The 12,730-nt window shown below is 71.0% G+C and carries 13 protein-coding genes and 1 pseudogene; 7 read left to right on the top strand and 7 right to left on the bottom strand.

The window, feature by feature from the left end:
- The first annotated feature begins 14 nt into the window (after positions 1-14).
- The gene (locus tag RFN52_RS33805; protein WP_184852046.1) at positions 15-773 is read left to right on the top strand and encodes a CDP-alcohol phosphatidyltransferase family protein; all 759 of its coding nucleotides are present in this window, start codon (positions 15-17) and stop codon (positions 771-773) included.
- A 20-nt stretch (positions 774-793) separates the two neighbouring features.
- On the opposite strand, the gene RFN52_RS33800 is transcribed toward RFN52_RS33805, so the two are convergent.
- Positions 794-1,174 (bottom strand): winged helix-turn-helix transcriptional regulator, encoded by a 381-nt coding sequence (locus RFN52_RS33800; RefSeq protein ID WP_184852043.1) that lies wholly within the window; start codon positions 1,172-1,174, stop codon positions 794-796.
- Positions 1,175-1,287: 113 nt separating this feature from the next.
- Here RFN52_RS33800 and RFN52_RS33795 point away from each other — a divergent pair, with 113 nt between their 5' ends.
- Positions 1,288-1,689: a RidA family protein gene (locus tag RFN52_RS33795; protein ID WP_184852041.1), complete on the top strand. Its 402-nt coding sequence runs from the start codon at positions 1,288-1,290 to the stop codon at positions 1,687-1,689.
- A gap of 9 nt (positions 1,690-1,698) precedes the next feature.
- On the opposite strand, the gene RFN52_RS33790 is transcribed toward RFN52_RS33795, so the two are convergent.
- On the bottom strand, positions 1,699-3,219 hold the full coding sequence (locus RFN52_RS33790; protein WP_311241120.1) for an ABC transporter substrate-binding protein: 1,521 nt from the start codon (positions 3,217-3,219) through the stop codon (positions 1,699-1,701).
- Positions 3,220-3,376: 157 nt separating this feature from the next.
- On the opposite strand from RFN52_RS33790, the gene RFN52_RS33785 reads away from it, so the two are divergent.
- Positions 3,377-4,336, top strand: coding sequence for an ATP-binding protein (locus tag RFN52_RS33785; RefSeq protein ID WP_184852039.1), 960 nt, complete (start codon positions 3,377-3,379; stop codon positions 4,334-4,336).
- Here the strand turns inward: RFN52_RS33785 and RFN52_RS33780 are convergent.
- Positions 4,306-5,172 carry an alpha/beta fold hydrolase gene (locus tag RFN52_RS33780; protein ID WP_184852037.1) on the bottom strand — a complete coding sequence of 289 codons (867 nt, stop codon included), beginning with the start codon at positions 5,170-5,172 and terminating at the stop codon, positions 4,306-4,308. The genes RFN52_RS33785 and RFN52_RS33780 overlap by 31 nt on opposite strands.
- Positions 5,173-5,248: 76 nt before the next feature.
- Positions 5,249-5,791: a hypothetical protein gene (locus RFN52_RS33775; RefSeq protein ID WP_184852035.1), complete on the bottom strand. Its 543-nt coding sequence runs from the start codon at positions 5,789-5,791 to the stop codon at positions 5,249-5,251.
- A gap of 169 nt (positions 5,792-5,960) precedes the next feature.
- Here RFN52_RS33775 and RFN52_RS33770 point away from each other — a divergent pair, with 169 nt between their 5' ends.
- Positions 5,961-6,563, top strand: a complete 603-nt coding sequence (locus tag RFN52_RS33770) for an HD domain-containing protein (RefSeq protein ID WP_184852032.1) — start codon at positions 5,961-5,963, stop codon at positions 6,561-6,563.
- 189 nt (positions 6,564-6,752) lie between these two features.
- Here RFN52_RS33770 and RFN52_RS33765 read toward each other — a convergent pair whose 3' ends face one another.
- From RFN52_RS33765 to RFN52_RS33755, 3 genes and pseudogenes are all read right to left on the bottom strand, one after another.
- The gene (locus RFN52_RS33765; RefSeq protein ID WP_184852030.1) at positions 6,753-7,040 is read right to left on the bottom strand and encodes a hypothetical protein; all 288 of its coding nucleotides are present in this window, start codon (positions 7,038-7,040) and stop codon (positions 6,753-6,755) included.
- Between the two features lie 373 nt (positions 7,041-7,413).
- Positions 7,414-7,599: pseudogene (locus RFN52_RS33760) on the bottom strand (VOC family protein); the annotation flags it as partial.
- Between the two features lie 266 nt (positions 7,600-7,865).
- Complete coding sequence (locus tag RFN52_RS33755) at positions 7,866-8,645, bottom strand: hypothetical protein (RefSeq protein ID WP_184852029.1); 780 nt, start codon at positions 8,643-8,645, stop codon at positions 7,866-7,868.
- A gap of 444 nt (positions 8,646-9,089) precedes the next feature.
- Between RFN52_RS33755 and RFN52_RS33750 the strand changes: the two genes are divergently transcribed.
- From RFN52_RS33750 to RFN52_RS33740, 3 genes are all read left to right on the top strand, one after another.
- The gene (locus tag RFN52_RS33750) at positions 9,090-9,923 is read left to right on the top strand and encodes an SAM-dependent methyltransferase (protein ID WP_184852028.1); all 834 of its coding nucleotides are present in this window, start codon (positions 9,090-9,092) and stop codon (positions 9,921-9,923) included.
- Between the two features lie 167 nt (positions 9,924-10,090).
- On the top strand, positions 10,091-10,828 hold the full coding sequence (locus tag RFN52_RS33745) for an LppU/SCO3897 family protein (RefSeq protein WP_184852027.1): 738 nt from the start codon (positions 10,091-10,093) through the stop codon (positions 10,826-10,828).
- A 254-nt stretch (positions 10,829-11,082) separates the two neighbouring features.
- The gene (locus tag RFN52_RS33740; protein WP_184852026.1) at positions 11,083-12,642 is read left to right on the top strand and encodes a hypothetical protein; all 1,560 of its coding nucleotides are present in this window, start codon (positions 11,083-11,085) and stop codon (positions 12,640-12,642) included.
- Positions 12,643-12,730 lie beyond the last annotated feature (88 nt).

The raw sequence follows: 12,730 nt of genomic DNA, 5'->3' as shown, positions 1-12,730 counted from the left end.
CCGGAGGGTGTTCGGTGGCCCTGAACAACACTTACGACGCGAGGCTCCAGCAGGAGACCGCCCTGGGGGCGGGAGTGCAGGTCCTGCTGCTGGTCCTGATCGGCACGGCGATCGGGATGGGGCCGGCGGGCTGGCTGACCGGCCTCGCGTTCGCGATCGCCACCTGGGCGGTGCTCTCGCGGGCCCTGCACCGTTCCCGGCTGCGTTCGTTCGGCGCGGCCAACCGGGTCACCCTCGGCCGGGCCACCCTCGTCGGCGGGGTCACGGCCCTGGTTGCCGACTCCTTCCAGAGCTCACCGCCCGTGTCGCTGTTCGTGGGTCTGACGGCGGTGGCGCTGATCCTCGACGGCGTCGACGGCAAGGTGGCCCGACGCACCGGCACCTCGACACCGCTGGGCGCGCGCTTCGACATGGAGGTCGACGCCTTCCTGATCCTGGTGCTGAGCGTGTACGTGTCGATGCAACTGGGCCCGTGGGTGCTGCTGATCGGCGGCATGCGGTACGTCTTCGTCGCCGCCGCGCGGGTGTGGCCGTGGCTGACCGCCGCGCTCCCGCCGAGCACCGCCCGCAAGACGGTCGCCGCCCTCCAAGGCGTGCTCCTGCTGGTCGCGGGCGCCGATCTGCTGCCGTACGCGGGCAACTTCGCCGTCGCGGCCCTGGCCCTGGGCCTGCTGGTCTGGTCGTTCGGGCGTGACGTGCTGTGGCTGTACCGGACCTCACGCGTCGAGGAGCCGGTGGCGCCCCGTCAGGTGCGGGAACTGGTCGCCGGCTGACGACAGGTACGGCGGGGCGGTCAGTCGTCGAACCGCCCGCGCGCCGCCTCGATGTCACCGAGGTACCGGTGGGTCCAGCCGCAGATCGCGTCGACCGTGGCGCGCAGGGCCCGGCCGGGCTCGGTCAGGGTGTATTCGACCTTGGGCGGCACGGTGGGGTACACCGTCCGGTCGACCAGGCCGTTGCGCTCCAGCATCCGCAGGTTCTGGGTGAGCATCTTGTGGCTGACGCCCTCGACCTCGTCGCGCAACTCGCTGAAGCGCAGGGTGCGTTCCCCGAGGGCCTCGATGATCAGAAGCGCCCATTTGTTGGCCACGTCGGAGAAGATCTCCCGCGCCAGGGAGTCCGCCCGCCGCAGGTCCGCGTTCTCGGGCAGGTCCCTCAACTGCTTGGTCACCATCTGGTTCCCCCGTTACCGAAAAGTGCGTTCTTCCAGGTAGGCGGTCACTCTCCTACGGTTTCCCAGTAACCGCAAGAGAGCGCGGATGCGCGCCCGACGGAAGGACCCCGACTGTGACCACCACCGACGTCTACGACCACGGCATCCCGGCCGAGAGCCACTTCGGCTACGCGCAGGCGATCAGGTCCGGTGACCTGATCCATGTCTCCGGGCAGCTCGCGTTCGACGAGGCGGGCGGTTTCCGCCCCGAGGACGACCTCACAGCCCAGCTGGAGCGGACCTACATCAACCTCGACAGGGTCCTGGCCCACTACGGCGTGACGCGCAACCAGATCGTGTCCCAGACGCTGTACGCGGTGGACCTGGTGCGCAACTCCGAGGCCGTGGCGAAGGCCAACCGGGCGTACTTCGGTACCCACCGCCCGGTCAGCACGGCCCTGGGCGTCACCGAACTGACGTTTCACGGGCAGCTCCTCGAGATCGGCTGCGTGATCGACACACGGCTGCCCGCCTGAACGGGCCGGTCACCGACGCGTCCCGGTGCCCACCAGGGTCCGCTCGTACGGGTCGAGCAACACGCCCCGCACCTTGGTCGAGACGCCGGCGATGATCCGCTGGTGGGCCAGCGGCACGACCGCGTCCGTGCCGAGGATCGCCGCCTCTGCGGCCATGGCGGCGTCCTGCCGCTCACCGGTACCGTCGGTCCCGACGGCCTCGGCGACGGCCCGGTCGACCTTCTTGTCGCACAGCCGGGCCAGGTTGTAGCCGCCGTCGCAGGTGTAGTCGCCGCCGAGGACTCCGACGGGGTCGCCGGTGTCCAGGAGGCTGTTGCGGGCGCCGATGAACGCGTCGAACTTCCCGGCGAGCGCGTCGCTCTCCAGCCGTGAGTACTCGCGCACTTCCAGCTTCACCGTGAATCCGGCCTTCCGCAGCTGCTGTTGCACGACCTGGGCGACCTCGGGAAGCTCCGGCCGGTTGTCGTAGGTGGCCAGGGTGATCGTCGTACCGTCGGGCCGGGCGGGCTCGGCGCGGCCGGCCGGCTTCACCCGCTTGCTCTCGGCCCAGGTGACGGCGGGTCCGAAGAGACCGGCGCCCGGGTCGGCGTACCCCTCGAAGACTCCCTCGACGAGGGCGGAAGGCGCGATCGCCGTGCGGGCGGCGGCGCGCAGCTCCGGGTCCTTGAAGGGCCCGGTCTCCGTGTTGAGCTGCAGGCTGGTGGTCCGGGTGGTGCCGGCTTCCTTGAGGGTGGCCTCGTCGAGGGTCGCGGCCTGGGCGACGGGGATCGCCTCGGCGATGTCGACGTCACCGGTGCGGACGGCGTTGGCGCGGGCGGTGCCGTCCTTGACGAAGCGCACGTCGATGCCGGTGGCGTGGGCGAGGCCGTCCCAGTAGTCGTCGTAGCGGTCGAGGGTGGCGGAGCCGCCGCCGTTGACGTCGGTGATCTCGAAGGGGCCGGTGGCGGTGCCGACCGGGGTGGGGTTGCCCTTCTTCTCGTACGCCTTCGGGGAGAGGATCGCCAGGCTGGGGCCGGCCAGGCGCATGGGCAGGACGGGGTCGGGCTTCCGGGTGGTGATGCGGATGCCGTGCTCGCCGTCGGCCTTCGCGCCGAGGGTGACGCCGGCGAGGGCAGCGGGAGCGGGCTCGGCCTGGCCGGCGTGGGTGAGCGCGGCGGCCACGGCGGCCGGCGTGACGTCCGTGCCGTCCTGGAAAGTGGCCTCGCGCAAGGTGAACCGCCAGGTGCGGTCGCCCTCCCGTTGCCAGGACCGGGCGAGCGCGGGGGCCGCGGCGCCGTTGGCATCCAGGGCGGTGAGTCCCTCGGTGACGCCGAGTCGGCTGAGCAGGGTGGCGTCGGCTCCGTACGGCGAGAGGTTCTCGGCGGGCGGGAAGGCGAGGGCGACGCGCAGCCGCGAGCCCGACGACCCGCCCTCCGGCGAGGACTCCCCGCCGGGGGACACGAAGCAGCCGGCCAGACACGGCGCGAGGGCGAGGGCGGTGAGGAACCGGAGGCGGCTCTTGATGCTGCACTTGATGCTCGGATGACGCACTTGCACAGCATATGCATCAAGCGGAACACGCCGGTCAACCGGGTGATCCACGCCGGGGACGCTCCAGATCCCGTATGGAGCAGGAGATTTGACACGGGTACGGACCACTCCTTAAACCTATCCACATGACATCCATTTTCAAAAAGGTGGGGCGGTCGTGAGGGTCGCGTTCGTCGGCAAGGGCGGCAGCGGCAAGACCACGCTGTCAGCGCTCTTCTCCCGCCACCTGGCGCGCTCCGGCGCACCGGTCCTCGCCATCGACGGCGACATCAACCAGCATTTGGCCGAGGCGCTCGGCGGCACGGAGGAGCCCGCTCCTCCCCTGGGCGCGCACGTGCCCGAGATCAAGACCCTCCTGCGAGGCGACAATCCCCGCATCCCCTCCCCCGAGGCGATGATCAAGACGACTCCACCGGGTCGGGGATCCCGTCTCCTCCGCCCGCTCGGCGACGACGAACTGCACAGGCGGCACGTCGGCCGGGCGGGCGGCGTCCCCCTCATGGTGACGGGCGAGTTCGACGAGTCCGACCTGGGCGTGGCCTGCTACCACTCCAAGCTGGGTGCGGTGGAGCTGTATCTCGGCCACCTGATGGACGGCCCCGGCGAGTACGTCGTGGTCGACATGACGGCGGGCGCGGACGCCTTCGCGTCGGGCCTGTTCACCCGCTTCGACCTGACGTTCCTGGTGGCGGAACCCACCCGCAAGGGCGTCTCGGTGTACCGCCAGTACCGCGACCACGCGGAACAGTTCGGCATCCGCATCGCGGTCATCGGCAACAAGGTGACCGGCGAGGACGACCTGCTCTTCCTCAAGGAGCAGGTGGGCGACGACCTCCTGACTCACCTGGTGCACTCCCCCTGGATCCGCGCGGCGGAACAGGGCCGAGCCGGGTCCGGCCCGGACGCACTGGCGTCGCTGGAGCCGCACAACCGCCACGCCCTCACGGTCCTGCGCGAGGCGGTCGACTCCCACCCCCGCGACTGGGACCACCTCCACCGCCACGCGGTCGAGTTCCACCTGCGCAACGTCCACGCCTGGGCGGACGCGCGTACGGGCGGGGACCTGGCGGCGCAGGTGGATCCGGACTACGTGCCGGGCGGCGGGGCGGACGCCTGATCCCGGAAGGCCGCCAGGGCCGCAGTGAACGCCCCCGGATCGTCCCGCCACGGAAAGTGCCCCGCCCGGCTCTGCACGAGGAGTTCGGCCTGCGGGAACAAAGCGGCGTACTCCTTCATCACGCGCACGGGCGCGGCGATGTCGTACTCCCCGGCGACGACGAGTACCGGTGAGGGCGACTCGGCGAGAGCGGCACGCGCGGCGCCGGGGTCGAAGGCACCCTCGGAGGCATACACAGCCGCGGCCTCGTCGTTGCGCTGCTGCCGCTCGGCAGCGCGGAACTCCCGCGCCTCGCCGTCCCACCGGCCGAACCAGAAGGGGGCGACGGCCTCCCAGTCGGCAGGCTCCGCCCGGCCGGACGTGATCGCCTCCAGGGCCGCCTGTGCCGGGGTGAACCACGGTTCGTCCCGGCGCAGGCGGGCCGTCTCCAGCCTGTCCCCGGCGGTGATATCAAGGCCGACGGCGAACACACTGGGCGTGACGAGCACGAGCCTGCCCACCCGCTCCGGATACCGGGCCGCGTACAGTACGGCCAGGTTGGCCCCGGCGGAGTGCCCGAGCAGATCGATGCGCTCAAGCCCCAACTCCACACGCAGCGCCTCGACATCGCCGACCTGCCGGTCACAGCGATACGTCGCCGGGTCCCGCGGCACTGTGGAGTGGCCCGTGCCCCGGAGGTCCAGCCGGATCAAGGTGCGGTGGGCCGCGGAACCGCCCAGGTCTCCCAGGTAGACGGAGTCCTGCATGGGGCCGCCGGGGAGACAGACCAGCGGTGGCCCGTCCCCCGTGACGTGGTAGGCGAGGGTGGTGCCGTCGGGAGCGGTGAAGGCGGGCATGCGCGTGACCTTGTCAGGAGGTGGCGCAGTGGACAACGGGATTTCCGCTGCCGGAGTTGAGTGACGGTTGCTCCGGCTACTCGATTCCCGTGGCGTCGAGCAGCCGGACCACCTCCTTGCGCCCGTACCCGAGCAGCCGGGCGCGATCAGCGGCCATCAGCACCAAGTGGGCGGCGATCCTCGCTGCATATCCCTCCTTGTTGTCCGCGTCGAACCCTTCCTGGGGTTTCTCGACACCCAGACTGTTCATCACCAGCCCGTGCTCCCGGCGGACCTCCGCGACCGTACCGGCGACCGCGTCCATGAGCGTCTTGCCCGGCCGCTCGCACTCCAGGGCGAAGCACCCCTGGTCGACCGGCACGCATCCCTCCGGCGGACGCGCCCGCAGCCCCGCATACCTCTCGTCCTCGAACCCGCAGGACCGGAACTCGTCGTGCACCAAGGAGAACCGATGGAACCCGGGCGGAACGGGCGGCGGTGGAGGCGTGTACTCCCACCCGGCGTCCTCGTACAACTGCCGCTTCACCTCTTCTTCTTCGGCATGCGTCACGGTGAAGCCGTTGGCCTCGTTGCGCCCGGTCGTCGTGCCGTCGGGGTTGCGGTGGAAGTGCAGGCCCATGGTGTGCTCCCGTCACCGTGCTGAGAATGGACGACAAGTCCCGTCACCAGCTCGAACGGCCCGCGGGCCTGGCAGGTGCCCGCTCCCCGGAGCACCATCCGATCGCGTGAAAAGGCCAGCTGCGGGAACTTCCCGGCTCAACCGGGCGAGCGGTTGTTACGCTCCCCCGATGAGGATTCCGGGCCCCGCAGAGATCCAGGCACTGCACGAGAAGTACGCGCCCACCACCGAGGCGTTCACGCTCGTCCACACGCACTGCGAGATCGTCTGGGGAATCGCCGAGCAGCTCCTGGCCGCGCCCCACCTTGCCCATCTCGATGCCGAACTGGTCCGCGCCGGCTGCCTCCTCCACGACATCGGCGTCTACCGCCTCTACGGGGACGACGGCCGGCTGGACCACCGGAACTACATCAGGCACGGCCTGCTCGGCCACGAGATCCTCGAAGCGGAGGGCTTCCCCGACACCCTCCGCCGCTTCTGCTCGCACCACACCGGAGTGGGACTCACGCGGCAGGACATCGTGAGCCAGGGGCTGCCCCTCCCTCCCGCCGACTACGTGGCAGTAACGGAAGAGGAGAGGCTGGTGATGTACGCGGACAAGTTCCACACCAAGTCCCGGCCGTCGGCGTACCTCTCCCCCGGCGAATACGCCGCCCACATCCGCCGCTTCGGCGAGGACAAGGTGACCGCGTTCCAGGCCCTGCGCGCGGAGTTCGGCGACCCGGACCTCGTCCGGCCGGTGCCGGCCGGCGGCACACCCGTCCGGCCGTGACCGTTGGCGTCGTTCGCCGCCGTGATCAAGGCCGGAAGGCCGCCCCTCCTCGCGACCGGCGACGCCCTCCCGCCGCTCCTCGGCTCGCCGCCGGTCGGCACCCTCAGGCGCCGCAGGCCCGCCGTCCCACGAATGGCGGACGGCGGGCACTGCGTCACGGAGTCGAACGCCTCGAGTCGGCCGGAGTGATCACCCCCCTGTCGACAGGCACTTTTGGAGCAGCGGTTCCAGGCGCAGCCGTCCGTCTTCCTCCCGGTCGAACACCTGCATGGCGTCGAGGCAGGCGAAGCCCCACCGTGCTTCCTCTTCGTACCCACTGGTCTCGTAGGCGATGGCGGCCGTCACAACGTCTTCCGTGTCGGCCGTGCTGCCCTGGAACTGCTTGTCCAGCGCCCGGTAGCCCGCGGCGAGCGCGGCATCCGATTGCACACCCGTCGCCTCGACGAAGGCGCGGGCCTCGGAGAGGTCCGTGAGCATGCCGGCCAGCTTGCTCAGGACCCGGTCGGCGTCACCGAGTCCGGCGTGGAGCCGGTGCGCCCTGTCGACAAGCCAGGGCCAGCCACTGGTGACGGCATAAAGCCGCTCCAGGCGTTCTTCCGTGTTGAACGAACACCTCGCCCAGACGCTGTGCCCAGCCCCGCAGGCTGTGTCGGTCATGACGGCGGAGCACCACGGGAGCCGCCGGAATCTGCTGCTCACCGGCGAGCAGAGCCCGCCACAAGTGCAGCTGACCCGTGTCGGTCACCAGCACGACGGCCCGCGTGACCCCCGGGACGGTGGGGAGAAGGGCGCTCGCCAACTCGACCGCGTCACGACAGGTCTCCTGCTTGACCGGGTAGCGCGCGAAGTCGTGCTGGGGGGTGATGCTGTCCGCGGGGATGGTGGCGAAGTCCAGTGTGACGCCGTTGCTCAGGCCGACCGCGATCAACGGACCCCACTCGGCGGTGATATCCAGGCCGAGCAGCTTCGCGAAGAACTCCGCGGAATCCCGGTTGTCCCGGGCGTGGACGATCGTGTGGTTCAACTCGACTGACAAGGAATGCCTCCGAAGGCATGTCCCGACACCTCCATGCCTCACCCAGCCGGTGACCGACGCGCGATGCCGGCGTCCATCCTGGTCCTGTCGTCCAGATCGATCCGGCGGGCGGCATGGTGCCGCAGGAGCGAGACATCGGGTACCTGCTCCCCATGGGCGGCGCCCTCCACTACGGCGCCGCCAACACCTGAGTGGCAGCAACGGCTCCTCCTGAGCTCAAGCCCGCGGTAGCAGACGAGGGTGCAGGCGATGCTCATCGCACCGGCTCAGCCGGCCGGAGTGTCCGCTGCCGCCTCGCGTGCTTCGGTGAGGGCTCGCTGCCTGAGGTTGCCGCCGAACAACTGGATCGTGGTGGCGGCAAGGACGTCATCCCTGCCGATGGTCCGCCCGTCCCCCCTGCGGGTGGACAGGGCCAGGAGGGGATCCTTGAGGGACGGAGGTGGGGCCGGTTCGCCCGGCATCACCAGGGCGACCGAACCGAAGCGTTTGACCCCGCCCTCGCGGACGACCATGGCCGCGTCCCGGGCGAGGTCCGTCAGGAACACGCTCGCGATTCCCCTCAGGTCACGGACCATCGCCGGGACGGCCATCACCCCCTGGCTCCGCAGAAGCTTCCTGACCCCGGCCTCGAACCTGTGGGCGCCAACCACAGCACTCGGTCGACGCGACCTGCTGTGCTCAGGAGAAGGCACGATGACACCCTCGGCGTCGTGCACGACACCGGTCAGGCCCTGAAACGTCGGGCTGTGGTCGTACCACTGGCTCCCGACCTCGAGCTCGACGTTCCGGTCGATCGCCGACAGAAGGTCCCCGGGAACCAGCCTTTTCCGGGACTCCTCCGCCGCCGCTCTCCTCGCGCCGTCGATGATCTCCGTCAGCACTGTCCGCGTCACCGACGCGGCGGCCCGCGCGGCCGACCGGGAGACGTGCATCGGGGTCACGTCCCTGAACACCGCTTTCACGAGAGGAGGCTTGAACGGCGGGACATCCATGACCGAGGCGGTCTCGGGACCACTGCGCTCAAAGCGTGCGGGCTGTGCGGTCATCGGAAGAAACGCTCCCTGAGGTCGGACTGTTCAGAGGCCCACACTTCACCACGGGCGCTTCAGGTCCGGGCCGGGCCTGAGGGTTGAGCGACCGTCCGGAGAGTCGTGGCCGCGGACGTCTCGGCCAGGGCCATCGCCGCGAGGCCGCCGTAGGAGCCGCTCAGGAACGCCATCGTCCCGGTCCTCTCGGGCGGCCGAGCGACCACCTGCGCCGGTACATCGACGGCGGCCGGGCCGGCGATGCCGAACCGCGTCAATACGAAGGCGGAGGCTCAGCGCAACTCGGCGATCGGGCTCTCCAGGTAGGGCTCGATGAAGGAGACGGTCGCGCATCGCCGAGCAGGCCAAGGGCGACCACTGCCGTCGCCGCGGCGCCGGGCGGCCTCGGAATCCGTCCGCCCGGGATCCCGGAACGCCGGTGGGCAGGCGACCTCGCGAGGGAGGATGGCCGGCATGACGGTTGAAGGCCCCTCCATCGACTCCACCAGGCCGAGCATCGCCCGCGTCTACGACTACCTGCTCGGTGGCAAGGACAACTACGCAGTGGACCGGGAGGTCGGCGACGTGTTCTTCCGCGACCTCCCCGGCTCGGTGGCCATCGCCTTCGCCAACCGGGCGGCCCTGACGCGGGCGATCACGCAGATCGTGACGACCACCGACGTACGGCAGTTCATCGACCTGGGCAGTGGCCTGCCGACCGCCGACAACGTCCACCAGGTCGCGCAGCGGCACGCCCCGGAGTCCCGGATCGTGTACGTCGACAACGACCCCCAGGTGCTGGTCCACGGCTGCGCGCTGCTGGAGCAGAACGACCGGACCCGGGTCGTCCGGGCCGACGTACGCGACCCCGATGGCGTCCGCGCACACCCGGACACCCTGGAACTGATCGACTTCGACCGACCCGTCGCCGTCGTCCTCAGCGCCGTCCTCCACCACGTCAACGACGAGGAGGACCCGGCCGGGATCGTCCGCCACTGGCGCGACCACGTGCCGTCCGGGAGCCACTTCTTCGTCAGCCACTTCCGTTCCGGCGACAACCCGGAGACCGCGGAGGCCGAGCGGGTCCTCCAGCAGACCTTCGGCCGCGGCCGGTGGCGCACCGACGAGGAGATCGCTTCCCTGCTGGACGGCCTGGAGATCCTCGACCCCGGAATCGTCCCCGCACCCCTGTGGCGTCCCGACCCGGTCGGCAGCAACCCGTGGAGCGCCGACGGCGCGCAGCGGGAGCTCAGCGTCTGGCAGCACCTCATCGTCGCCGGGCTGGCCCGCAAGGCGTAGTGGCCTCGGCGGACGGCTATCCAGGGGGTGCTGGACCGGGCGGGGATCAACAGGGGCGGGACAAGGGAGTTGGACTCTCGACGGCGCCAAAACGGCTAATATCGCCTGAGTCTCGGCGGGGGGAGGGCATGGTGGCAGGGGCATCCGATGACCATTCCGCTGCCAAGGTGTGGGCACTGATCGGCGGAATCGCATCCGTGCTGTCGATCCTGGGCTGGCTGGGCTTGAACAACGTGGGCGAGCTGAAGGACTTGGTGGCCGACTCGCCCCCCTCCAGTTCCAGCCCGGCCCCGTACACGTCTTCGCCGACCGTCCGCATCCCCGATGACTCCGACACCGGTGAGGGGAAGGCTGACGAGCCCGACCCCGAGCCGTCGACACCCGCTCCGAATCCCACCGAAGAGGCGTTCGAGGCCATCTCGGCCGGCGACTGCCTGGCGGTCTACGACACGGGCCGCGGGGGCACCACCAGCGTCGACTGGAGCGTCGGTGCTCCGCCGGACCCCGTGTCGTGCGCCGGCGAGCAGGCGCAGGTCCAGGTGTCCGCCATCAACACGGCCTGCCCCACCGGCTATGGGAAGTCGTACTGGAGCTACCGGTCCGCCACCACCGGCGACTCCACGAAGCTCTGCCTCACCCGCGTCTACCACGCCAACTACTGCATTCTCGGCCGGCAGTCCGGCGACTCGATCTCCCTCGCCCTGATGACGGCCGTGGCCTGCCGACGCGAGCCGGTACCCGTCCCGTACAACCAGATCATGCACATCACAGGCGTCTACCGCGCCCCGGCGGGTGCCGACGCGAACAACTGCCGCCGGGTGGCAGGCGACCAGACGCGCTACTGGGCCGCCCTGGTGGACGACGGCGCCACGCTGCTGTGCACCACGATCTACCAGGGCGGCTGACCGGCGGCTCAGTTCCCCCAGCCCCCAAGTACGCCCGCGCAAGGGCCGGTTCAGACCCGTCTCTGTCGTCGTGACGGCCGTCGCGCCCGGGTTCACCGACACGGACGGCGTTGTCACCCGAAAGCCCTCACCCTGTGCGATTTCATCCCCCTTCACCCCAGTGCCGCATACCGTGAACCCGCCGCCCGAACACCTCTCGGCACAACGGGAAGCGGCGGCGACACGCAGGTCACGGGAGACGGAGGAAGAACGGGATGACACAGGCCGCCGCAGGGAGCGAGCGGGACGAACGGGTGCCGGGCCGCCGGTGGATCGTGCGTCTGGACCCCGTCGGCCGAGGCAGCGCGGAGGTGCGCGTCTCGTGCGGCCGACCCGCCTGTGCCGAGCGGCGTCTACACTCCGCGGCGGCAGGCCGTACGGCCGCGGTCGCCCACTTGAAGGCGCACCTGCACGCCACCCCCGCCCCCAGAGCCGACACCTACTGCGCCTGCCGGGCCGACGGCTGCCGCGCCCACCTCCCCGACACCGGCAGGCATGCGCGTACCGAACAACCCTGGCGGTGCGGCGGACCGATCGTCCTGGCCGTGATCACCGACCGGGCAGGACGCTGGTGGCAGGCCCTGGAGTGTTGTTCAAGGTGTGCCGCCGCCACTCCCGGGGCCCAGACCGCGGCCACCTCCCGTCCGTCCGCGCCCCGGGCCGCCGGCCGCCCGACCCCCGCAGCGGCGGGCACCGGCGCGGGCACGCCGCACTTCTCCGACCAGCAGATCACCACCCGGACGGGATGTCCGGCGCCCCTCCCCGTACCCGCACCCCGCCCCGTACCGGCGCGGCGCCGCCGCCCGTCGGAGGCGAGGATCGGCCGGCGCGTCATTCCGCGCGACCTGCGACCCGTGTCCCTGCGGGACGAACTCACCGAGCTCGGTGACCTCTTCCGCGCCTACCAGAAGCGCCCCGAGCCCGACCTGCCGCTGCTGGCCGATCTCCAGGAACGCAAGGCCCGCGCCTTCCTCACCTGGTCCGACGTCAGTTGCGACGTCACCCTGCGGCTGGAGGCCCAACGTGCCGAGCAGGCCGCCGCCGTCATCCGACGCCAGCACCAGCACCGCACCGGCTGCGTCCCGGACGGCGACGAACCGGGCGTGGCGCGCCTGCTGACCGTGCCGGCGCAGTGGGAGTACGCGCGCTCCGTCCTCGCGCACGTGGCCGGCCACACACCGCTGCCCGGAGCGGAAGCACGGCTGCTGGTGCTGATGCTGACCCTGCGCACCGCGCACACCGGCACCGGCAACCTCGTCGGCCAGGACGTCAACGCGCTGGGCCTGACCGACCCGGAGGACCTGGTCGAGCAGCTGACCGGCTGCGGCTGGCTGTCCCTCCCCGGCACCGTCGGCGACCTGCTCGCCTCCCGGCCGGAGAACCCCGCCCCGGTCACCGTCCCCTCCCTGGTGCCCGACGAGGACGGGACGGGCCCGTTCACGTTCGGCAGGAAGACACGGCCCAAGCTCTCCGGCTGGGCCCAGAGAGTCGTCTCGGACAAGAAGCTCCGCAAGGCCAAGGCACCCGCCGGCGCCCGGCTGCTCGCCGTGACGCTGGCCACGTGGACGGACGACGTGGGGCGCCTCGGACGCGGCCAGGGCGTCACCCTGAACGCCCTCGCCACCCGGGTCCCGGTCGGCTCCGGCGAACTCCGGGACCTGATCGACCGGCTGACCGCAGCGGACTGGCTCACCGACGCCGCCCTCACCGACACCCACCTCACCGGCCGGCTGACCGAACGCGTCCTCCCCCTCACCTGCCCCCTGCTGGATTGAGCTCCCGCCCACCCTCGTCCGCGACCGCACCCGTGGGCGGGGCGCCGTCGCCCCGCCCACGGGTTCACCACCACTCCACGTCGGTGGT

Source organism: Streptomyces collinus (assembly GCF_031348265.1).
Classification (GTDB): Bacteria; Actinomycetota; Actinomycetes; order Streptomycetales; family Streptomycetaceae; genus Streptomyces; species Streptomyces collinus.
This window is presented reverse-complemented; position numbering and strand designations above follow the sequence as displayed.

Excerpts from the sequence above, each read along its gene's own strand:
- RFN52_RS33800 (WP_184852043.1), bottom strand. The coding sequence starts at position 1,174 with ATGGTGACCAAGCAGTTGAGGGACCTGCCCGAGAACGCGGACCTGCGG.
- RFN52_RS33780 (WP_184852037.1), bottom strand. The coding sequence starts at position 5,172 with ATGCCCGCCTTCACCGCTCCCGACGGCACCACCCTCGCCTACCACGTC.
- RFN52_RS33775 (WP_184852035.1), bottom strand. The coding sequence starts at position 5,791 with ATGGGCCTGCACTTCCACCGCAACCCCGACGGCACGACGACCGGGCGC.
- RFN52_RS33770 (WP_184852032.1), top strand. The coding sequence starts at position 5,961 with ATGAGGATTCCGGGCCCCGCAGAGATCCAGGCACTGCACGAGAAGTAC.
- RFN52_RS33765 (WP_184852030.1), bottom strand. The coding sequence starts at position 7,040 with ATGCTCACGGACCTCTCCGAGGCCCGCGCCTTCGTCGAGGCGACGGGT.
- RFN52_RS33755 (WP_184852029.1), bottom strand. The coding sequence starts at position 8,645 with ATGACCGCACAGCCCGCACGCTTTGAGCGCAGTGGTCCCGAGACCGCC.
- RFN52_RS33750 (WP_184852028.1), top strand. The coding sequence starts at position 9,090 with ATGGCCGGCATGACGGTTGAAGGCCCCTCCATCGACTCCACCAGGCCG.
- RFN52_RS33740 (WP_184852026.1), top strand. The coding sequence starts at position 11,083 with ATGACACAGGCCGCCGCAGGGAGCGAGCGGGACGAACGGGTGCCGGGC.